We start from the raw sequence: 21,192 nt of genomic DNA on the forward strand, positions 1-21,192 counted from the left end.
TTTTCTGTCCTTTGATCGCAGCTTACTTCGGCATCAACCCCGTGTAGTAGAACAGCACGTACGCCTTGATGCTGCCGTCGGACTGCGGCACGCCTGCGGCCTTCACCGGTGTTCCCACCACCAGATTGCTGGCGATCGTCGCCTGGCCTGCTGGGGTGGTCAGATCCACCGGGCTCACGGTGATGACGTTGTTCGTGCGGTCCACCTGGTAGACCAGGGTGGCCGATCCCGAGACGCTGGACAGGCTCACGGTCACGGCATTGGTTCCGCCGGGGACCGTCATGGCGAAGGTTCCGCCAGTGCTGTTCGCCGCCCATGCCGTCGAAACCGTTCCGCGCGGCACCGGTGTGGGTTGCAGAATCGTCCAAACCGCAGCCCAGCCAGTGGGATTGGCGGAATCACCCCAGGTGTTTCCGCTGGTTCCCCAGACCGGCAGCGTGCCCACCGTCCCGCCGAAGTTTGCTGCGCCTCCGACCGTCGCCACGAAAGTCGTCGCGCCGGTGGTGGCCTGCGTGGGGAAGGTGAAGTACCACCACTTGAAGTTGCTCGCGTAGGCCTCGGTAAAGGTGTAGTTGTCGGCAAGCGTGTTGAACTTGCCGGTATACATAAAGCTGGTTGAGTTGGCGGAGGAGATGGTCCCGCCGTACTTGGCCAGCTCGATGTCCACCGACTGCGCCACCAGCGGGACCGCCAGCGGATCCACCACGCTCACGTGGACTTTGAATCCGCGCACGATGTTGCCGTTGGCGACGAAGCTGGTGCCGGTCGCGATGGGCGTGGCATCCGCGGTGGCGCTCGACGGCGCGCGGAAGAAGAATTGGGTATTGCTGTCCACCGTTAGCGGTACGCCCACGCCAGCCTCATTTTCCACCGTGATCACGTTGGTCGTCTTGTTGACGCGCAGCACGTGACCTTCCGGGCTCACCCACAGGCTGTTGAAGGTCGTGCTCGCCCACACGCGCACCGCCACCAGCGAGCCGTCCACCTGGTAGCGCGCGGCGATCCGCACGTACTTGCCGGTCAGGCTGCCGGCCACGGAGGAAAAGTCCTTGATCACGCTGCGCGATTTCGCGTCTACGTCGTAAAAGATGGTGCCGTTGACCGCGTCGGCCAGGATGGTGCGCGAAAACGAGCTGGTAATCGCGGTCTCGGGAACGGCTACCGGCCTGACGGCAAATACCCGCGTAATGGTGATGGAAGTGTTGTTGGCCGCCACTGCCGTCACCATGCCGTAGGTGTCACGCAGCAGGAAGGACGCGATGTTGGCGATGGGATGATGGCGCACCGGGCCTTTAAAGTTGACCGCCCAGAAGGTCGAGCCGGCGCCAGCCGGCGTGTGGTCCACGATAAACGCGGGATGCGAGAGGTCGAATTCCAGATCGAGCTGATTGCTCCCTCCGGCAGTCACCACCAGCGGCGAAACCAGGTTCACGCTGACCGTCGTGGTCAGGCTGCCGGCCGCGCCGGTTGTCCCCTGAATCTGGACTTGGCTGGAAGGAACGGTCGCGCCCGCGGCGCCCGCAAATCCCGCCTCCGGATCGGCGGCCGCGGTCAACATCACGTCGCCGGGATTGGCGCTGATGGTGATGGTGGCGCTGGTGTAGGTGCCGGCTGGAATTTGCGCGTTGCCGATCAGTTCTCCCAGTTGGTCGAGTTGCACCAGGTTGATCACCGGAACCGGGTTGGGCGCGGTGAACACCACGACCGGCGCACCGCCACCCTGCGGCGTCAGCGAAATGCTCAAGACTTTTACGCCGATGGTGGCCCAGTCCTCGGTCGAGTCATCGCTCAGGATCACGTCCACCATGCCGGTCGTTACCTGCGGATTGCCGGTTGTCGCTTTGATCGTGGTTGTCGAGCCGCTGCACCCGAGCAGCAGGCCGAGAATCAGTGCGAGTCCTGCCATGTGCAGGAAAAAAAACTTCCGCCTCATATTCGTTGCTCCTCCGAACCCTGCGCCGCGAGTGCGGCAGTTGCGTCTTTGTCCAAGAACACGGTTCGCATTCCAGAGTTGCTGGTTATGCGGGCGGAGGCAGTTCCGGTGCTGATTACCTTAGACGCTGGCCGGGCCCTTCGACGGTATTTCCTTAGGACGGATGCGGGTTTGCCGCCGTTCCGTCGCTTCCCAATTTGAAACTCAGCCAGGAAAATTCTTCGGCCCAGTCAGCAACCCCGTCCCAACGGCCAACGACCCGTTTGTCGCTTGCGCGCTCAATCTGTTTTAATGCTCCTCACGCCATGGTTGACATCCACAGTCACATTCTTCCCGAAGTTGACGACGGCGCCCAATCCTGGGAGATGGCCGAGCACATGTGTCAAATGGCGGCGCAGGACGGCATCGAGCACATGGTCGCCACCCCTCATGCCAACGGCGAGTATTCCTACGACCGTGAGTGGCTGCGCGGCGTGCTCAACGAATTGCGCCAGCGCACCGGCGGCAAGCCCAAGCTCAGCCTGGGTTGCGATTTCCATCTTTCCTACGAGAACCTGGAGAGCCTCGCCAAGAATCCGCACCGCTACACCATCGAGGACACCCCTTACCTGCTGGTGGAATTCAGCGACTTCTCCATACCGCCCTCGATTAACGACGAACTGGAACATCTGCTGCTCCGCGGCCTGGTGCCCATCATTACCCATCCCGAGCGCAACCCGCTGCTGCAGCGCACGCCGGAGCGCGTGCTCCACTGGGCGCACCTGGGATGCGCGGTGCAGGTGACGGCATCGGCCATTACCGGGGGTTGGGGTGAAAGGCCGAAGAAAACCGCGCAATGGCTGTTCCAGCGCGAGGCCGTCCACATCCTGGCCACCGACGCCCACAGCATTGAAGGCCGGCCGCCGATCCTGTCCGCCGCCCGCGACGCCATCAAGCGCAGTTACGGCGCCGCCGTCGCCCAGGCGCTCACCGACGGCAACCCACGCGCCGTGGTCACGGGACAGCCTCTGGCTTATTTTCCGAGAATCTGATTGGCGCTAAGGGGATAGGGGAGGGGGGAATTATCTTTGCGCTGAACCGCCACCGCCGCCGGGCATGAACGCCGTGGCCGCCGTCTCCGGATTGATCAGATCGGCGTGGTCCGGCCCCAAACCCAGCTTGATGAGCGCGCGCGAATCGGGCACCATCTTGGTCTGCCATCCATTCGCGCCCTGGAACTTCTGCATGGCGTCCTTGGAACGCTGGTCCCAGACGCCGTTGGGCCGCCCGTCCAGAAATTTCTCCCGGATCAGAGCCGCCTGGATCTCGCGCACGCGCGCCGTGTCCATGGCCTTCTGCCCGCGCTTGCGCACCTTGCCCGACTTGGCGGTGGTGGCATGCTTCTTCGATTTGGGTGGTGTCTTCGCGCATGCCATGCCTGTCAACATCAACAGGCACAGAAACATACTAAGAAGACAGTTCCGGTTGCTGCTCACAACATCACCTCTCGAATCTCGGCCGGAGCCGGGAATTGTATGCGCCGAAGTCACCGTCATTCAAGCACAAACCGCCGCCGAGGCCCAGGCACCGACGGCCATGTACCTGGAATGTTTCCGCAGCACTTGGGCTGCCTGGTTGTAAGTGATTGATTCAGAACAGCCTAAGAGACAAGCCAGCCAAGGCCGCACGAAAGCCTGCACACTCGTGGCCCACCCGTTCCGGGTGCGAATACAGGCCAAAAAAGTGGGGCAGCCACTGGCGGCTGCCCCTTTTCTGCGACTTAAAACCGGCGACCGAAAAAATCGGCTTAAAGCTTAACGCCTAATTCGCAAGGCCCATTCTTACGGCAGCGTCCCGCCCAGGAAAATGGTTCCCTGGTTCCGTCCCCGGCCCTGGCGCACCAGGAACACGACATCCTGTCCGCTCTTCAGGTTCTGCGAAATCTTGCGGAAGTCGTCGTCGCTGTTCACCGCTTCCTTGTTAATTTCCAGAATCACGTCGCCGCGGCCCAGCCCCACGTCGTCGGCAAAGGATCCCGCCTTGACGTCGGTGACGATGACTCCCTTACCCGGTGGAATTGACAGCCGTTCGGCGATTTCGCGGGTGACGTTTTGCACCGAAAGCCCCAACTTGCTGGGCGCCGGCGCGGTCTCTTCACTGCCTTCTTCTTCCTCGCCCAACCGGCTGGCGAAGAGCTTGGCCCGGTTGGCGATGGTCACGGTGGTGGTCCCGTCCTTGCCGTTGCGGACGTACCCGATCTTCGCCGTGCTGGACGGCTTCCGGCTGGAAATATCGCTTACCAGCTCGTCGCCGTTCTTTACCGTTTTCCCGTCCACCGAGACGATCGTATCGCCGACTTTTAGTCCGGCCTGGTCCGCCGGACTGCCGGAGACTACGTTGGCGATGGTGACGCCCGACTTGACGCCGTAGACGCGCGCCACGGCCGGGTTCGCCTCGGCGGCAAACTCCACGCCGATGGAGCCGCGCGTAACCCGGTGCTCCGGCCCGATGAGCTGGTTGTACACCCGCGCCACCGTGTTCGACGGCAGCGCGAACCCCACGCCCTCGTAGCCTTCACCGCCGGTGATGATGGCGGTATTGATGCCAATGACCTGTCCATCCATGTTGACCAGCGGTCCGCCCGAGTTGCCGGGATTGATCGCCGCGTCGGTCTGGATAAACGACTGGAACTGCCGCCCGGGAACAATGTTGCGGCCGACATACGAAACGATGCCGGCGGTCACCGTCGCATTCAGCCCAAAGGGGCTGCCGATGGCCAGCACCCAGTCGCCCACCTGCATGCTGTCGGAATTCCCAATCTTGGCGTAGGGCAGCGGCTTGTTCATCTCCACTTTGATGACCGCCAGGTCGGTTTCCTGGTCGGTGCCGACAACCTTGGCGTCATGTCCAGGGGAGCCTTGCGGATCGTCCTGAAATTTCACGCGAATGCGGTCGGCTTTTTCGACGACGTGGCGGTTGGTGACGATGTAACCCTTGGGGTCGACGACGATGCCCGATCCCAGCGACCGTTGCCGGACCGGACCGCCCGGTCCCTGCCCCTGGCCGAAGAAGCGGTCGAAGAAATCCTGGAACGGATTATCTTCATCGCCCGGCCCCTGCCCCGGCCCCTGGCCTTGGGGCGTATTCGGGGTTGGCGTCCGCCTGCGGTGCGGGTTCTGCACCGTGGATTCGGTATTGATGTTGACGACCGCGGGCTCCAATTGCTTCGCGATCTGGCTGAACTGGTTGGACAACTGCTTGGGTGAAGGGATGGTCAGGGGCGTGGCGTCGGACGAAAAGCCGGCCTTGTCCTGCCCCTTCACACCAAACGAGATCACCGTTCCGATCAGGATGCCCACCGCCAAGGTCAGCAAGACCACGAAGGTCGATGCCCAGCGGTGCGCTTTGAATCGTTCCCGAAAAGCGCTGGCGCGCAGATTCATATCTTCTTATTTCCTCCGGCTGTACAACCCATTCGATACACGAGAGGGAAGGTTATTGCAAGCGAGGCTCAATGAACTCTCAATCAGTTTAGACGCGCTCTTAATCAATTCGTTGCTATAAATCATGAAAACATTTGCCGGGGTTGCGGCTTCGTCGTTACGTCGCCGCCCAAATCGCAGCCTATCAGCCCTTGACCCCCGGCGGGCTTGACCTCATAATTTCTCCACTTCCCCAGGGGTTATTGTCCGCGTCAGCGGCGTTCGCTCCACTCGTTCGTCAGCTTCTCAGAGCACCAGCAGGAGTGCAAGATGACCAGCGATACTCCCCAGCGTCTTGGCGATTATGAAATCCTGAAAGTCTTGGGCGCGGGCGGAATGGGCCGCGTCTACCAGGTCCGCAACGTGATCACCGACCGGGTGGAGGCGATGAAGGTCCTGCTGCCCGAAATCGGCGGCCAGGAAGAGGTGGCGGCGCGCTTTCTCCGCGAGATCAAGGTGCTGGCGGCGCTCAATCATCCCCACATCGCCCGGCTGCACACCGCCCTCACCATTGACAATCAACTGGTCATGATCATGGAGTTTGTCGAGGGCCAGGCAATCTCCGCGCGTCTGGCCGGGGGACCAATCCCGGTCCCCGACGCGCTCACCTACATTGACCAGATCCTGGACGCGCTCAGTTACGCGCACCAGCAGCACGTGATCCATCGCGACATCAAGCCGGCCAACATGATGTTGACGCCGGACGGCACCGTGAAGCTCATGGATTTCGGCATCGCCCGCGCCGAGAACGAGCCCACGCTGCTTACCGCGCCTGGCTCCACGCTCGGCTCCATGAATTACATGTCTCCGGAGCAGGTGAAGGGCGAGCGCACCGACGATCGTTCCGACCTGTACTCACTCGGCATCTCGCTCTACGAGATGGTGACGGGCGAGCGCCCCTTCCACGGCGACAGCAGTTTTTCCCTGATGGCCGCACACATTAACCAGGCGCCGACGCCGCCGGTGGAATTGCAGCCCGAAATGCCCGCCGGCCTGAACCAGATCATTCTGACCTCGATCGCCAAGTCTCCCGCGGAGCGCTTCCAGTCGGCGGACGCTTTCCGCAACGCGGTGAAGATCGTGCTCCGCGATCTGCAGGAGTCCAAGACTCTGGTGCAGGGCTCGCAGGACGCCACCGCCGCCGGCTCGCGTACTCCCCTGCCGCACGTGCGCACCGGCCCGATCACGCGGCCCAGGACGCAGACGCCCGTGCCCGTCGCGGCGCCTGCGGCGCCGACTGCTTCCTCCGCTGTCACTGCCGCTACCGCCAGCAAGCCGGCGCAGTCTACGGTAGCTGCTCCACCTCCGCCCGCGCCGGCGCAACCGGCGAGCAATCGTGGGCTGTTGATCAGCCTGGGCGCGGTTGTCGTGCTGGTGGTGCTGGTTGCCGCCGGGCTCTACATTCCCCGGGGCAAAAAAGCTTCCGCCGCCGACGACACGAAGCAGCAGCAGGTTGTCGCGCCGAAGACGGAGGAGACCAAACCAGCCGAGGTCGTCCTGCCGCCTGAGCCCAGCAAGGGCGCGAAAAAAGAGGCGGCGAAGAAAGGTGACCGGTTGTCGGCGGCAGATGCCCAAGCGGCGGCGGAAGCGGCAGCCGCGGCAAGAGCGAAGGCCGCGGAACTGGATCGCATCGAGCACGAGATTGATCAACTCACCGCCCGCGCCGCCTCGGTCAGCAGCAGCGTCGAGGGTATTCAGCGGCAGCAGGAGGCAATGGGGGTCGGTCTGCGCGGGGATGTCGCCTCTCACCTGGCGAGCATGAAAGTGAACCTCGCCAAGGCGCAGGACGCGATCGGCGCCGGCGACGTCGAACGCGCCAAGCGGTACACGGGCTTGGCCGACCGCGATGTCGAGGCCCTGGAAAAATTCCTGAACCGGTAGCGCAGGAAGGCAATGAGCCCAAACGACGGCGTCACCCGCATCTTGAACCTCGACGCCCAACAACTTGACCGTGCTGCCGAGCTGGAAAAGCTCCGCCGCAACATCACCGTCCTGTTCACCGACATCAAGGGCTCCACCGCCTACTTTGAAAAGTTCGGCGACTCCGCCGGGCTGCTCATGGTCTTCCAGTGCAACAACCTGCTGTCCAAGTGCGTCGAGCGCCATGGCGGGCGCGTCATCAAGACCATCGGCGACGCCGTCATGGCCTCCTTCGAGGACCACTGCGAAGCCGTCGCCGCCAGTATCGAAATGCAGGAAGCCATCACCGCCGACAATTCGCCCCGACCCGAAACGCACCGCGTCACGGTGCGCATCGGAATCAACTACGGCCTGGGCTTCGTTAAATCCAACGATGTTTTCGGCGACGTGGTCAATGTGGCCTCGCGGGTCGAGGGCGCCGCCAGCCCGGAGCAGATTCTCATCTCCGACACGCTGCACCAGGCGGTGGCGCCGAGCGGGCGGTTTCGCTTCCGCCATGCGGGAAAGTTTTCCCTCAAGGGCAAAGCCGAAGTTAGCGACCTGTTCGAAGTTGTCTGGCGCGAGCAGGCTGATGCCGGCGTTGTCAGTTCGCACAGCATGGTGGTGGCCGCCGTGGTCGCGCCGCAGATCAAGTACAAACTGGTGCAGCTTCGTAGCGACGGCCGGGCGGGCCGCGAGTTCGATATTTCCCAGAGGGCGGTCATCGGCCGCACCCTGGGCGAGATCACTTTCCCCAACGACGAATACATGCAGCCGGTGCACGCCCGCCTGCTCGTGGAATCAGGACAGCTCTTTCTGGAGCCGGTGGCGGACGCCGACTCCTTCTTCAGCCTGGTCGGCACCTACCGTCTGCAGCACGGCGATGTGGTCAGCTTCGGCGCCCAGGTGCTGGAGTTCCACGTGGACGAAGCCGCGCTCGCCGAAGCCTCGCGCACCGGCACCGGACTAGGCGAACTCACCGCCATGCTGCACGGCGCGGTGGCGGAGTTCGTTTCCCTGAATCCCGACGGCAAGCGCTACCCGATTCGCGAACAGCAAACCACCTGGGGCCGCACCAAGGCCACCTACACCTTCCCCACCGACACCGCCATGAGCCGCTCGCACGCCAAGGTCTACCACCGCGGCGAAGACTTCTTCATCGAAGACGTCGGCTCCACCAACGGCACCTTCGTGATGGCGCGCGGAAAAACTCCTATTCCCGCCGGCGCCGTCCTCTCCATCGGCGGCCAGCGCCTGAGGGTCTCGCGCGAAGAAGGCGCCGCCAAATCCGTCCGCGTGGGCTGACACCCGCGGGCCAGTCTGCTTCAACGGAGTTGATTAGATCTCCGACTTCGCCGTTTCCGCGTCGCCCACTTCGGCCTGCAACTCCGCCTGGCTGCCCTTCAATTCCGATACCACGATGCCGCCCAGGATCAGCAGCGCTCCCATTCCTGCTCTCCTCCCCAGCCGCTCGTGGAGCACGATGTACGACGTCATCCACGCAAACACCGGCTCCAAAAGGAAGATCAGCGCGGTGTGGGTTGGCGGCGTGAATTGCTGCGCCCATGCCTGGATGGTGAACGCCGCACCCGTTCCCAGCAGGCCGGTCACCAGGATTGCCCAGATTACCCGTGACGACCACACCGCGTGCGCGTGCTCCAGCACCGGAACGCTCATGAACATCAGCACCGCGCAGGTGATCGCCTCCACCGTCGCGACACCTTCAAAGCGGTGCTTCTGCATGGCGCGTCCCATGAGGATGATCTGAAAGGCAAACATCACCGCGCAGCCCAGGGTCAGCAGGTCGCCGCGGTTGATGCTCTCCAGATTCAGCCCGCTCCCGTTTCCCGCCGGGACGGTCATCCAGTACAGTCCGACAAACGCGATGAAGACTCCCGCAACCGTCCAGGCGTTCACTTTCTTCCGCCAGCCGATGGCCAGAAATACGGGAACCAGGATGACCGAGAACCCGGTCAGGAAGGCTGATTTCGACGGCGTAGTCAGCCGCAGCCCGGTCGTCTGGAAGGAGAATCCCAGCCACAGCGGGATTCCGACCAGCACGCCGGCGTACAGCGCGCTGCGGCTCAGCGTCCGTAACTCACGCCGGTAAAACAGCGCCAGCGCCGCCGACGCGAAGGTGATCCGCACTGCGTTGAACAGCAGCGGCGAGATATCCCGCAGCGCATCCTTGATCTGGACGAACGTCACCCCCCACACCAGCGTGACCAGCACCAGCAGGATGTGCGCCTTCAGGGATCGCGACACGCAGCTAGCTTAACAGTGGGTGCAACAGAAAAAGGAGCGCTTTCATTCGCGAAATCGTGTTTAATATGTGCAGCGGGTCACCAAGAAACGAGGATTGTCCGGTATGGGCGCTGCCCCTCAGAAACAGCGGATTTCGCGGACGGAAGCAGCCCGCAAAATCGCAACTCTCTTGGAAGACCACATGCAATCCGAGGGCTGGTCAGAAGAGAAGAAGAACAAGCGAGTGGCCGGGTTCCGCAAGGCGGTGGTCAAGGATTTAGGTGCGCGTCCCCAGCGGCCAAAATAGCCTTCCAGCGCGGCCACGCGCGAAGCTCGTCGGCAATTTCTTTTGCCTTGTCTTTTCGCTTCAAGCAGTTCTAGTTGCGGCTGCCGGTCAGCACCCCGATATCCATGCGCGCCGAGATTCTTTGTTGCTTGATCTTCATCAGCTCGGCGGCCTTCTGCGCGATGTGCTCGGCCGAGACCTCAAATTCCTTAATCAGCTCCCAGGGCGCGCCGGAGTCGCCGAAGCGGTCCTGGACCCCAATCGCTCCGGTGATAATCGGCCGGCCATAGAGTTCGGGGCTGGCGGTAATCGCGCCGCTGACGCGCCACGCCAGCGCGCCGATCTGGTGTTCTTCGGCGGTGATGACGATGCCGGTCTCCTTGGCGGCGCGGATGATGGCTGCCTCGTCCACCGGCTTCATGGTGTGCAGATTGATGACGCGCGTTTCGTAGCCGAAATCCGTTTTGAGGATATAAGCGGCGCGCATGGCTTCCGGCACCATCGGGCCGCAGGCAATGATGGAAAGGTCTTCCTCTTCATCGCGGTACTGCGAGGCCAGCACGGTATCGAAGGCGTCGATAAATTCCTTCGACTCGCGCCGCAAGCGAATCACGTTGGCCTTGCCGAAAACGAAGGGCGTGTCTTCCCGGGTGACCACCGGCGTAGCCTCGCGCGCGAAGCGGATGTACTTGGGGCCGACGTGCTGCATCAGCAGGTAGTCGGTGGCCTTGCGGGTCTCGACGCTGTCGCAGGGCACCACGGCAACCATGTTGGGCAGGCCGCAGATGGCGAATAGATCTTCCAGCGCCTGGTGGGTCGCGCCGTCGGGACCGACGGAAACGCCGCCGTGCGCGCCTGCGATCAAGACGTTGAAATTGCCGTAGCAGATGGAAGTGCGAATCTGGTCGAGGTTGCGCGCCGCAGCGAAGGTCGCATAAGTGCCAAACACCGGCAGCTTCCCTTCCCGCGCCAGTCCCGCCGCCACCGCCGTGGCGGACTGTTCGGCGATGCCCATGCTCAGCCAGCGCGGCTTGCGCTCCGGCTTGCCGTTGTAGAACTCGCTGATGGTGATGGAACCGGAAATGTCGAGGCCGAGGGCAACCACGCGCTCGTCGGCGCCGTTCTTGGCCAGCGACTCGCCGAAGCCCATGCGCGTGGGTCTCATCTTCGCCTGCATGTCCACCGAACCGTTCCACCAGTAATCGCGCTTGAAGCGCGGCATCTTGTCGAAGAGCTTGGAATCAACCGTGGCCTGGTACGCCTTGGCTTTCGCCAGCAGCGCGTCGAGCGGAATTTGTTCGCTCAGTCCGAGTTCGGCGAGGGCTTTCCTGGTCTCTTCCAGGTTGGGGGCCTTGCCGTGCCATCCGGCAACGTTTTCGCAGAAGCTGACACCCTTTCCCTTGATGGTGTCGGCGATGATGGCCAGCGGCTTGCCCGTGCCGATGCGCGCCTTGGCTTGCCGCAGCGCACACACCACCTGGTCCATGTCGTGGCCGTCAATGCGAATCACGTCCCATCCGAAGCTGCGGTATTTTTCCTCAATGGGATCGATGTTCATGACGTCGGAGACGCGGCCGTCAATCTGCAGCCGGTTGCAGTCCACGATGCCGACCAGGTTATCCAGCTTGTAGTGGCCGGCTTCCATGGCGGCTTCCCAGATCTGGCCCTCCTGCTGTTCGCCGTCGCCCATGAGGCAAAACGTGGTGTAGGTCTTGTTGTTCAGGCGTCCGGCGAGCGCGATGCCGACGGCGATGCTGAGGCCCTGCCCCAGCGAACCGGTGGAGGCTTCCACGCCCGGCAGCTTCAGCCAGTGCGGATGGCCCTGGTAGGGAGAGTAGAGCTTGCGCAGCGTGACCACTTCCTCGGGCGGGTAAAAGCCCGCGAACGCCAAGCCGAGATACAGGCTGGGCGCCTTGTGCCCGGTGGAGAAGATGATGCGGTCGCGGTCGGGCCATTCGGCGTTTTTCGGATCCAGATTGGCGACCTTGAGGTAGAGCGCGGCGGCAATGTCCATGATGGAGAGCGTCCCACCGGCATGGCCGCTGGCGGCGGCGCACAGCACGGCCAGGTCGTAGCCGCGCATCAGGTTGGCGGCTTCCTTCAGTTGTTCAATGGAGTAATCGCGCACCACCGCGCCGGTCTTGGAATCCGTGATTGCCATGGAAGCTCCCCCCGGTAAGGCACCTGAACGCACGAGTGCCCTCGGACTGTTAACTGGCGAGAGTAGAGCCTGGAGACGCAGGGGTCAGTGAGAGTAGTCACAGGGGCAAGTGACGTGTGCACCGGTTTGGGGTTAGTGATTTGTGATTTGTAATTTGTAATTTGTAATTTGCAATTGAAGACTACTGGCCTGCTTGTGACGGCATGGAATACCAGACAAAATGGAAAGGGCCGCAGGAGCGGCCCTCAAAATTGCAAATTACAAATTGCAAATTACAAATTCTTCTTCGTCCACTCCTCGATCCGGTCCAGCGCCTTCTGGATGTTCTCCATGGAATTGGCGACGCTGAAACGGACATAGCCTTCGCCGAAGGCGCCGAACGAAGTGCCGCTGAGCCCGGCAACGCCTGCCTGCTCCAGCAGCGCGTCGGCGAGCTTCTTCGACGGCCAGCCGGTCTTGGTGACGTTGGGGAAAACGTAGAACGCGCCCTTGGGCAGGCGGCAGGAAAAGCCCTGGATGCGGTTCAGGCGCTCGACCATGTAGTCGCGGCGGCGCTTGAACTCGGCGCACATTTTGGTCACCGCTGTCTGGTCGCCCTTGAGCGCCTCGACTCCGGCCTGCTGCGTGAAACTGGCGGTGCAGGAGACGGCGTTGGTTTGCAGGCGCGCCAGGTGGGTGGCGAGATCGGCGCGCATGACGCCATAGCCCATGCGCCAGCCGGTCATGGCGTAGGTCTTGGAGAAGCCGTCGAGCAGGATGGTGCGGTCCTTGAAACCGTCCACCGACATGATGGAGAAGGGCTCGCCTTCGAACAGCAGGCGGCTGTAGATCTCGTCGGAGAGCACCATGATGTCGCGGTCGCCGATGGCGGCGGCGATTTCGAGCACGTCTTGTTTGGTCAGCACGCCGCCGGTGGGATTGTGCGGCGAATTGAGGATGATGAGCCGCGTGTTGATGGTGATCTTCGAGGCCAGTTCCTTGACGTCGAGGCGGAAATCCAGTTCTTCGCGCAACTGAATGGGCACCGCCTTGGCGCCCACGAAGTTGATCATGGACTCGTAGATCGGGAAGCCGGGATTGGGGTAGATGACCTCGTCGCCTTCCTCGGCCAGCGCGGTGATGGCGTAGAACATGATCGGCTTGCCGCCGGGAACGACGACCACCTCTTCCGGCGCCACCTTGACGTTGCGGGTACGCGAGACGTAATCGGCGATCGTCTGGCGGAGTTCGGGCAGGCCCGGCGACGGGCCGTAGTGCGTCCAGCCCTTGTGCAGGGCGTTGCTGCCGGCTTCGATGATGTTGGCGGGCGTGTCGAAATCGGGTTCGCCGATTTCCAAGTGAATAATGCTTTTGCCCTGCGCTTCCAGGGCACGCGCCCGGACCAGCACTTCGAAGGCGGTCTCGGTGCCCAGCCGCGACATCCGCTGGGCCAGACGCAGTGCAGGAGTGACACGAGCGGTTTTTTCCATAACGGGAGTAGCCATTATATAGCCCCCTTCGGCGGCATTCGTGGAAACCCGTAATGTTCCGCCGAAGCGGGCGGGGGTGCAGTGATGGGCATCACGGGGCTGACGGTCGATGGTCGACGGCAAAAAGGTAACTTGTGTGAAGCGCTGTTATCAACAGTTACGTCCTGTTCTGTCGAAAAGCGACAAATCCTCCATGTACCCGAAAACCTGTGCAGAGAGGCTGCGGGCCGAACTAGTTCGGCCCACGTCTTAGCGCCGTCACTGCATCCCACCCCGGGGCGGGAGGGAGATTGTGTTGTTGGTGCCGTTGTCGACGGCGGTCCCGGACGATCCCTTGATCAGGTTGCCGGAAGAGTACGGACTGTCGGGAGAGTACCTATCCAGAATGTATGTCGGGGAACCCGACGGAATAGACTTTCTCTGATCCTTGTTCATGAGCAGCGTGCAATTGTTGGAACTCCCGAGTTGGACCAAGCCCCCACTGAAAGTGCCTGAGAACGAGTTCTTGGTGATCGAGCACGCGCTCAAGAAATCTGCCTTAATGCAGGACTGGCCACTGCCTAGCAGGCTATCCTGGGAGATCGAGTTCTTGTCGATGAGGCCACCCTCCCTCGGCCCGACAATAGAAGCGAGAATGGAACTGTCGGACCAGATGCCCGTAAGAGCGCAGTCGCTCACGGTGTTTCCCTCGATCGTTGGACCGGGAGACAGGGGAGGACCGGGAGGCGGGGGAGGCAGCGCGGCAAGATCCCAAATCCCGATGAACGAGCTGTTGTAGACGATGTTCTGGGCCACGAGGGGCGACGCCGTATAGTTGTCAACTAGCACGATGGAGGACGCAAAGACAATTGGACCCAAGCCATTCATCTGCCTGCCAATATTCCGTATCTCGTTCTGCTGAATCGTGACGGCGGCGTTTGTGAAGAGCGCTCCCAGCCCGAAACATTCGCCGAAATGCGTATTAACGGTAGGGTCGGTGCCCACGTCGTCAACCAAGTTCTGCTCAGCATCGATCTTGCCGGTGATCGCCGGATACACGAATGGGGCATAGTACAGACTGATCCCCAAAAAACCGGCCGCAATGTGCGTGGCGCCGGCAGTCCCAGTCCCGGGCCCGAAGGGATTGTTAAGGTGAACGAGACCACCGAACTGAACCTTGCTGAAGACATTGCCTACGAGAATGACGTCGCGTCCGGCAGTGGCCTTTACGCCGTAGTGCTTAGGGGAATCGAAGTAGATGTTCTTGATCGTAGCGCTTACGTTTTGGAAAGCGCGAGCGTATCTGGTTCGGTGTCCTAAGTATCCAATCTCGGGGCCGGTGTCGCGATAGGAGATTCTCCCTTGGCTATCCTGTGGGAATGTCTCACTGCCGAAATCCACGTTCTCTGTGCCAGACGGCGGATTTCGGTAAGTCTCGCCGTCCCAGCCAATCCAGAAAGGCGGCATGCCATTCTTGACGACCGTGAGCAGGTCTCCATGCTTACCAGTCTCCCCTATGATCGTGACGTCCTTCTGGTAGATAAACACTGTGCTCTTGCCCTTCACGTCCTGATCGGGATCGGGTCTTCCGGGAACGATGATGTGGTTTCCGGCATCGACTCCGAAGTCGAATGTCCCCCTCAGTATGACCTTCCCGCCCTGGTTCACGGCGGATTGAACAGCGGGAACATCGATAAGGGGGTTGTCCGCTCCGAGCACGACGGTGGGACCGTTGTCACCATTGGCCATGACACTCGGTACCGCCAGCACTAACATGCCCAGGACAATTGCAACAATTGCGATACGTTTCATGGTATTTCTCCTCTTGATCTGGGTTAGGACCGCGAGGCCGATTGGAGGCGTCATATGTTTGCCTCCGGCTCTCCCGCGCTTGGGTCTGACGAGATTGGGCCCTTCGCCTCAGGGGGTGATGCGTCCCGCCGGTGGGAACTACTCTTCGAGGAGGCGAAGCGAATTACCTTGGAATTTCCTTTGTTTAGCCCTGAATAGCCCGATGTTTAATTCTCGTGAGCGATTTCGCAAGGCCAGAACTGCATTTCCGAACGAAAAGCGGAGCGATGCCGTGCCATTTTGGGCTTCCTCAATCCACTTCGGCGCGGAGGCCTAAGCGTGATGTGCGACGTGGGCGGCTTTGCTATGGGCTTTGTTTGGATAACTGTCGTGAAATCGCCTTATCACAAGTTACGCGGGCCTACTCCCTATGCAATCGTGCCGTCCCCATCGACTTCTCTCCGGGGAGGCTGTGCGCCACAACTCTTACTCCGTGACCGCGGATTGGTCGCTGGCGCGGAAGACGCGGTCCACGGAATAGGGCGCGGCCTGCGAGCCGTGATAGTGGTGGACCTGTAATTCGCCGAGCAGACCGAGCGCCAGCATCTGCACGCCGGCGATGATGAGCACGGCGCCGAAGATCATCAGCGGACCGTGCGTCGCCATGATGTGGTCGCCGGTCAGCAGCTTGTCGAGCAAAAGGAATGCTGCGATGGCAAGACCGGCCAGGTTGCTGAGCATGCCGATGGTGCCGAAAAAATGCAGCGGGCGCGACAGGTAGCGCAACAGGAAGCGGATGGTGATCAGGTCGAAAAAGACGCGGAAGGTGCGGCCCAGCCCGTAGTGGGACTCGCCGCGCTCGCGCACCGTGTTCTTGATCGGAATCTCGCAGATGGTGGCGCCATGCCACGACGCCAGCGCGGGAATGAAGCGGTGCAGTTCGCCGTACAGCGGCACCTGCGCAAGCAGATCGCGACGATAGGCTTTGAAGGTGGTGCCGAAGTCGTGAATGTCCACCCCGCTGAGCTTGGCCATCAGCCAATTGGCACAGCGTGAAGGGATGCGGCGCAGCCACAGGTTGTCAATGCGCTGCTTGCGCCAGCCGCTGACGATGTCGTAGCCCTCGGCCAGCTTTTCCAGAAAGAGCGGGATGTCGGCGGGGTCGTGCTGCAGGTCGCCATCCATGGCGATGACGTATTCGCCGCCGGCATGATCGAAGCCGGCCGCCAGCGCGGGCGTCTGCCCGAAATTGCGCCGCAGCTTGATCACCACCACGCGGCTGTCCACGGCCTGGATTTCCCGCAGCAGGTGAAAGGTGCGGTCGGTGCTGCCGTCGTCCACGAACACCAGCTCGAACGGGTCCGGCTGCGCTTCCATCACCGCTTTCAGGCGGTCATAGAGTTCGGTGACGTTTTCCTGCTCGTTGTGCAGGGGGATGACGATGGAGTACTTCAGCACGGGACGATTATAACGGTCTGCGGGCTAAGAGTCGTCAGGTTCTCGGTTTTCGGTTGTCGGTCATCGGTTGTCGGTTATCGGTTGTCAGTTCTGGATACGGGTTGTCGGATGTGAGTACGGTTGGTAAGCAGACCAATATCTCGGTTACCGATTACTGCACACCGAAAACCGCAAACCGCGAACCGAGAACCGACAACTAATTTCCGTGCAGCGCATAGCCGGCTTCCAGCGGCAGCTTGCCATTGACCTTGACCACGTTGACGCTGCTGGTGATGGAATAAATATCAATCAGCCCGACCGCTCCGGACAGGCTCTCGACCATGCGGATGACCTCGGCGTCGGAATCCACGACCACGAAGTACCCGGGGTTGGCGGCCATCACCGCCTTGATTCTTTCCGCTGTCGTGCCGAAGAATTTTTCCATCGCAATCTTCATCGCGGGCGCGCCGGGATCGCGAAGGATCAGGGTCACCTTGCCGCCGCCCGGCCACGTCGCCAACGACGCGTTCGCCAGCTTGCCGAGTTCGGCGGAGGTCAGGCTCCTGACCTGGCTGGACTTGTTGACGATCACCGCCAGGTCGCGCGCGGCGCAAGCGAGGGAGGCGCCCAGCAGCAACACGCCGACTGCCAACCAACGAAGAATACAAACCCGTGGCAGGATAATTCCCCTCCCTCCTGCGCCGCGATTTAAGCGCAGAACCGGTGTGGAACGCAATCGCCAACACGTACCTTCGCGGGTACGTTGCTGCAGAAAGCTGCGGCAACGGATTGCATTCCAGTGAAATCCGCGCTACATCACAGCCGATGCAACGCTCATTGCTGATCGCATTTCTATGCCTGTCGCCGGCGGGAGTTGCGCAGAACGCGCCCGCACACTTCTCACGGCCGGCCGCGCGCCCGCAGGCCGGCACGACTGCCATGCTGCCGGTCACCACCACCTCCGCCCAGGCCCGCGCCCTGTACCAGCAGGCGATGACCGACTCCATGAATTTCCACCTGGACCGCGCTCTCGGCCAGTGGCGGGCAGCGGTGAAACTGGACCCCAACTTCGCGTTGGCCCACCTGATGATCGCCTTCCGCTCGCAGCACCCGAAAGAGGCCAGGGCCGCGCTGCAGCGGGCCAATACAGCGGTCCGCAGGGGCAGCTACGGCGAGCGCCTGTTCGTGCGTTGGATCACCGGCATCCGTGAAGGAAATTTCTTGTCCGGAATCGCCGCCATGAACGACCTGATCGCCCGCTATCCGTTCGACAAGCAACTGCTGTCGCTGGCCGGAAACTGGCTCATGGGGCGCTACAGCTACGATCGCGCCGCGGAATTGTTGAACCGAGCCCTGGCGGTCGACCCCGATTACCCGCCGGCCTTGAATTCGGCGGCCTACGCCTACGCCGGCATGGGCGACTTCGCCAAAGCGATCCAGACGATGGAGCACTATGCCGAGGTGCTGCCCAATGAACCCAATGCCCAGGATTCGTATGCCGAGATCCTGCGCCAGGCAGGCCAGTTCGATGCCGCCGTGGGACACTACCAGGCAGCGCTGAAGATCGCGCCCGGCTTCTCCATCATGGGACTCGCCGATACCTACGCGCTCAAGGGCGATGAAGAGCGCGCCCGCGCCGAATACCGGCGTTGCAACCAGCATGCGGAGATGTCGGAAGACCGGATTCTCTGCCGGCTGCAATACCCGATCACCTATGTGTGGGAGAAAGACTACCGCGCTGCCGACCAGGCGTTTGAGAGCGCGGCTCAGTGGGCCCACGTGCACGATCTCGGCTTCGCCGAAGCGCAGGCGTATCGCATGATGGCCATGTACCAGGAGGACGACAGCGTGGCGCTGAAGCATCTCGAGCGCGCGGCCGCAGCTTTGAACGAACACGCCAGCGTTTCCAGGTCCGACCATCAGGATGAGACGGCGCGTATCCTGCGCTGGCGCGTTACGCGCGCCCTGCACGCCGGCGACAAAAACACCGCCGAGCACGCCATGCAGCAGCTCCGAACCATTGCCGACCACGGTCCCAGCGAAATCGTTCAGCGCGCCTTAAACGCGGCGCTCGGAGCCCAGCTCATGGCCGAGAGCAAGCCCTTGCAGGCGATTCCCTACCTGCGCGAGGACTTCAAGGACGCATGCTCGCTGGCATTGCTGGTGAAGGCTTACGAGCTTACCGCCGACAAGCAAATGGCCGCGGCGCAACGGGCCGCACTCGCCCATTTCAATCTGCCCACCGTGGAAACTGCGATGGTGGTTCCGGCATTCCGCTCTGCGGAAGCGGCGCATTGAGCGCTACACGAAGCCGAACGCCTCTCCGCGACAGCGCACGGCGGCATTGGCAAGGTGGTTGGCCTCCAGATTCGCCTCACGCGGGATGTGGCTGATGGTGAATTCCATCGCCCGGGCAAGCTTCCGGCAGGTCCAGTTCAGGGAGTACAGGCGGGGGCTGCGGCAGGCATACTCACCGTTCATTTGCCGAACGACCACTTCCGAATCACAATAAACTTGCAGCCGCTTGGCTTTGCGGGCGACGGCCAGTTGCAGCGCCTCCAGCACCGCGGCATATTCGGCCACGTTGTTGTCCTGGTGGCCTATCCACTTGGAAACTCTGATGGTTGCGCCCCCGGGGGTCTCCAGCACGATGCCAATACCTGCCGGCCCCGGATTCCCGTGCGAACCGCCGTCGACATAAGCGACCAGATCTGACATCCCTGCCCTGTTTGAGACACAATGAACTATCGAGGTTTTCTCGGTCAAGACATTCATTTGGTGCATCTGTTGAAAACCGCGCGATTTAGCGCGTTTTGTGGAAAAATCTGTGGATAACCGCTGCTTGTGATTTTGATCATCGTCAACGCCCATTTTTTGTGCACATTACAAATCTGTGAATGACCTCTACAAAAATTCTGATTGCACCAATCATGAGCGTTGACAATTGCAATTCCCGGAGTAGTATTCCGCGCGTCGACGGTCGAAAGGGTTGGCGTCAATCATCGGTCGCCAGTCCAAAGTAGACTGGGTGATCCGCGAGGCGAGGCGACTCGTTCAGCGGCCGGACCCGAAAAAACCGACGGTTCTGCGAGGTTCCGTTGGGGTTCGGCACTGCGAAAGCAGCGATTGCACTAGGGGCTGTGACGGTACATGCGTCCACGTTGTTGACTCCCTCGCAGGAGTCGGCGGCTAGACCATAACCAATGTCACGGCCCTTTTAATTTTTGCCGCCTGGTTTCTCTCCGCAGAGCGCCAGCGGCGCGGCGCACTTACTACACAGACTCTCTAGCGACGGCTGCAGTCCTCCCCAAACATGATGCCGAGTTGCTGTCACAGGATCCGCCCCGGTCGTAGCCTGGTCGCCGAAGCTGCGCCGCAGCCATCATTTACGAAAAAAATCGAAAGTTTGAATTTAATCCACGTTTTCCGCCCCTTTTCCGCAGGCTTTTCCACAATTGCACCAGAAACGGGCATTGACTCTAATTTCGAACCTGCTAATCTCCAACACGTCGACGGTCGAAAGGGTTGGCGTCAATCATCGGTCGCCAGTCCAAAGTAGACTGGGTGATCCGCAAGGCGAGGCAACTCGTTGAGCGGCCGGACCCGAAAAAACCGACGGTTCTGCGAGGTTCCGTTGGGGTTCGGCACTGCGAAAGCAGCGATTGCACTAGGGGCTGTGACGGTACATGCGTCCACGTTGTCAACTCCCTCGCAGGAGTCGGCGGCTAGACCATAACCAATGTCACGGCCCTTTTAATTTTCCCTCGTACTTCCCTCCTGCCCCACCGCAGCCGGATTCACGCTGCCCTCGTGGCCCCGCAACCAGTCGAGATAACGCTGCTCGTACGACTTGTCGGTTTCCCGCCGGACGTGCCGGATGCTGTGCCCGGTCACCATGTGGCAGATTTCCTCGCCGAGGTTGACGGCGTGATCGCCGGAGCGTTCCAGCGCATTGGCGATGAACAGCACGTGCACGGCGTTGCGCGTCGCCGAGGTCAGGCCATTGAGGATGCGGAAGAGGAGCAGGTTGCGGCGGCGGTCGATTTCGGCGTCGGCGCGAACGATGCCGACGGCAATCTCCACATTGCGCCGCGCCAGTCCATCGTGCGCGTCCCGCAGCATCGCTTCCAGCGCGGTCGCCATCTCGATCAGGTCCTTGATGTCGGCCATGTCCACCGTATGGTCCAGCACCTGGACGCAGGAGGCGGCCGAACACAGCAGGTCTCCGATGCGCTCCAGGTCGATCAGAAACTTCATGCAAACCAGCAGCTCGCGGGCGTCGGCGGCTTCCACCAGGGTGACCGCATAGGCGACGCGCTCGTCGAGCTCGCGGTCAATGAGGTCGAGCTTGCGCTCGCAGTCGGCAATCTCGGCCAACGCCTCCGGCGATTTGCTGGCCAGCGCGTCGGCGGTGGCAGCCGCCGATTGCCGCGCCAGCTCGCAGGCGGTCAGCGTCAGTTGGAGCAGCTCGACATAAATTGGAGTGGCTGATGACGCTTTTTCCGCGGTTTCCATGCCGCCATTCAATCCCG

The 21,192-nt window shown here is 61.7% G+C and carries 15 protein-coding genes; 4 read left to right on the top strand and 11 right to left on the bottom strand.

The genetic code is table 11. From position 1 onward, the window contains the following. Positions 1–22 precede the first annotated feature (22 nt). Positions 23–1,906, bottom strand: coding sequence for a DUF4382 domain-containing protein (locus LAN70_05970; GenBank protein ID MBZ5510703.1), 1,884 nt, complete (start codon positions 1,904–1,906; stop codon positions 23–25). Between the two features lie 332 nt (positions 1,907–2,238). Here LAN70_05970 and LAN70_05975 point away from each other — a divergent pair, with 332 nt between their 5' ends. Continuing rightward, positions 2,239–2,964, top strand: a complete 726-nt coding sequence (locus tag LAN70_05975) for an exopolysaccharide biosynthesis protein (protein MBZ5510704.1) — start codon at positions 2,239–2,241, stop codon at positions 2,962–2,964. 30 nt (positions 2,965–2,994) lie between these two features. Here the strand turns inward: LAN70_05975 and LAN70_05980 are convergent, their stop codons facing one another. Next, entirely contained in the window at positions 2,995–3,378 is a 384-nt protein-coding gene (locus tag LAN70_05980; GenBank protein MBZ5510705.1) for a peptidoglycan-binding protein, read from the bottom strand. A 375-nt stretch (positions 3,379–3,753) separates the two neighbouring features. Next, positions 3,754–5,355: a Do family serine endopeptidase gene (locus LAN70_05985; GenBank protein MBZ5510706.1), complete on the bottom strand. Its 1,602-nt coding sequence runs from the start codon at positions 5,353–5,355 to the stop codon at positions 3,754–3,756. Positions 5,356–5,664: 309 nt separating this feature from the next. Here LAN70_05985 and LAN70_05990 point away from each other — a divergent pair, with 309 nt between their 5' ends. After that, a complete protein-coding gene (locus tag LAN70_05990) occupies positions 5,665–7,275 on the top strand; it encodes a serine/threonine protein kinase (GenBank protein MBZ5510707.1) in 1,611 nt (536 codons plus the stop codon). A 12-nt stretch (positions 7,276–7,287) separates the two neighbouring features. Continuing rightward, positions 7,288–8,598: an FHA domain-containing protein gene (locus LAN70_05995; protein MBZ5510708.1), complete on the top strand. Its 1,311-nt coding sequence runs from the start codon at positions 7,288–7,290 to the stop codon at positions 8,596–8,598. Between the two features lie 33 nt (positions 8,599–8,631). Here LAN70_05995 and LAN70_06000 read toward each other — a convergent pair whose 3' ends face one another. The 6 genes from LAN70_06000 to LAN70_06025 form a co-directional block, all read right to left on the bottom strand. Further along, the gene (locus tag LAN70_06000; protein MBZ5510709.1) at positions 8,632–9,558 is read right to left on the bottom strand and encodes a DMT family transporter; all 927 of its coding nucleotides are present in this window, start codon (positions 9,556–9,558) and stop codon (positions 8,632–8,634) included. Positions 9,559–9,914: 356 nt separating this feature from the next. After that, on the bottom strand, positions 9,915–11,984 hold the full coding sequence (locus tag LAN70_06005) for a transketolase (GenBank protein ID MBZ5510710.1): 2,070 nt from the start codon (positions 11,982–11,984) through the stop codon (positions 9,915–9,917). A gap of 272 nt (positions 11,985–12,256) precedes the next feature. Further along, positions 12,257–13,453: a pyridoxal phosphate-dependent aminotransferase gene (locus LAN70_06010; GenBank protein ID MBZ5510711.1), complete on the bottom strand. Its 1,197-nt coding sequence runs from the start codon at positions 13,451–13,453 to the stop codon at positions 12,257–12,259. 258 nt (positions 13,454–13,711) lie between these two features. Next, complete coding sequence (locus LAN70_06015) at positions 13,712–15,244, bottom strand: hypothetical protein (protein ID MBZ5510712.1); 1,533 nt, start codon at positions 15,242–15,244, stop codon at positions 13,712–13,714. 465 nt (positions 15,245–15,709) lie between these two features. After that, complete coding sequence (locus tag LAN70_06020) at positions 15,710–16,681, bottom strand: glycosyltransferase family 2 protein (GenBank protein ID MBZ5510713.1); 972 nt, start codon at positions 16,679–16,681, stop codon at positions 15,710–15,712. Between the two features lie 196 nt (positions 16,682–16,877). Next, positions 16,878–17,312 carry a hypothetical protein gene (locus tag LAN70_06025; protein ID MBZ5510714.1) on the bottom strand — a complete coding sequence of 145 codons (435 nt, stop codon included), beginning with the start codon at positions 17,310–17,312 and terminating at the stop codon, positions 16,878–16,880. A 173-nt stretch (positions 17,313–17,485) separates the two neighbouring features. Between LAN70_06025 and LAN70_06030 the strand changes: the two genes are divergently transcribed. Continuing rightward, positions 17,486–18,958: a tetratricopeptide repeat protein gene (locus LAN70_06030; protein MBZ5510715.1), complete on the top strand. Its 1,473-nt coding sequence runs from the start codon at positions 17,486–17,488 to the stop codon at positions 18,956–18,958. A 3-nt stretch (positions 18,959–18,961) separates the two neighbouring features. Here LAN70_06030 and LAN70_06035 read toward each other — a convergent pair whose 3' ends face one another. Both LAN70_06035 and LAN70_06040 read right to left on the bottom strand, forming a co-directional pair. Beyond that, positions 18,962–19,531: a ribonuclease HI family protein gene (locus tag LAN70_06035; protein MBZ5510716.1), complete on the bottom strand. Its 570-nt coding sequence runs from the start codon at positions 19,529–19,531 to the stop codon at positions 18,962–18,964. Positions 19,532–20,413: 882 nt separating this feature from the next. Then, on the bottom strand, positions 20,414–21,175 hold the full coding sequence (locus LAN70_06040; GenBank protein ID MBZ5510717.1) for a hypothetical protein: 762 nt from the start codon (positions 21,173–21,175) through the stop codon (positions 20,414–20,416). Positions 21,176–21,192: the final 17 nt, after the last annotated feature.

The sequence above is a fragment of the Terriglobia bacterium genome (assembly GCA_020072845.1).
GTDB lineage: Bacteria > Acidobacteriota > Terriglobia > Terriglobales > Acidobacteriaceae > JAIQGF01.

Bases quoted from the DNA above. Each gene is read 5' to 3' on its own strand.
- LAN70_05970 (MBZ5510703.1), bottom strand. From the start codon at position 1,906: ATGGCAGGACTCGCACTGATTCTCGGCCTGCTGCTCGGGTGCAGCGGC.
- LAN70_05975 (MBZ5510704.1), top strand. From the start codon at position 2,239: ATGGTTGACATCCACAGTCACATTCTTCCCGAAGTTGACGACGGCGCC.
- LAN70_05980 (MBZ5510705.1), bottom strand. From the start codon at position 3,378: ATGTTTCTGTGCCTGTTGATGTTGACAGGCATGGCATGCGCGAAGACA.
- LAN70_05985 (MBZ5510706.1), bottom strand. From the start codon at position 5,355: ATGAATCTGCGCGCCAGCGCTTTTCGGGAACGATTCAAAGCGCACCGC.
- LAN70_05990 (MBZ5510707.1), top strand. From the start codon at position 5,665: ATGACCAGCGATACTCCCCAGCGTCTTGGCGATTATGAAATCCTGAAA.
- LAN70_05995 (MBZ5510708.1), top strand. From the start codon at position 7,288: ATGAGCCCAAACGACGGCGTCACCCGCATCTTGAACCTCGACGCCCAA.
- LAN70_06005 (MBZ5510710.1), bottom strand. From the start codon at position 11,984: ATGGCAATCACGGATTCCAAGACCGGCGCGGTGGTGCGCGATTACTCC.
- LAN70_06010 (MBZ5510711.1), bottom strand. From the start codon at position 13,453: ATGGAAAAAACCGCTCGTGTCACTCCTGCACTGCGTCTGGCCCAGCGG.
- LAN70_06015 (MBZ5510712.1), bottom strand. From the start codon at position 15,244: ATGAAACGTATCGCAATTGTTGCAATTGTCCTGGGCATGTTAGTGCTG.
- LAN70_06030 (MBZ5510715.1), top strand. From the start codon at position 17,486: ATGCAACGCTCATTGCTGATCGCATTTCTATGCCTGTCGCCGGCGGGA.
- LAN70_06035 (MBZ5510716.1), bottom strand. From the start codon at position 19,531: ATGGGCGTTGACGATGATCAAAATCACAAGCAGCGGTTATCCACAGAT.
- LAN70_06040 (MBZ5510717.1), bottom strand. From the start codon at position 21,175: ATGGAAACCGCGGAAAAAGCGTCATCAGCCACTCCAATTTATGTCGAG.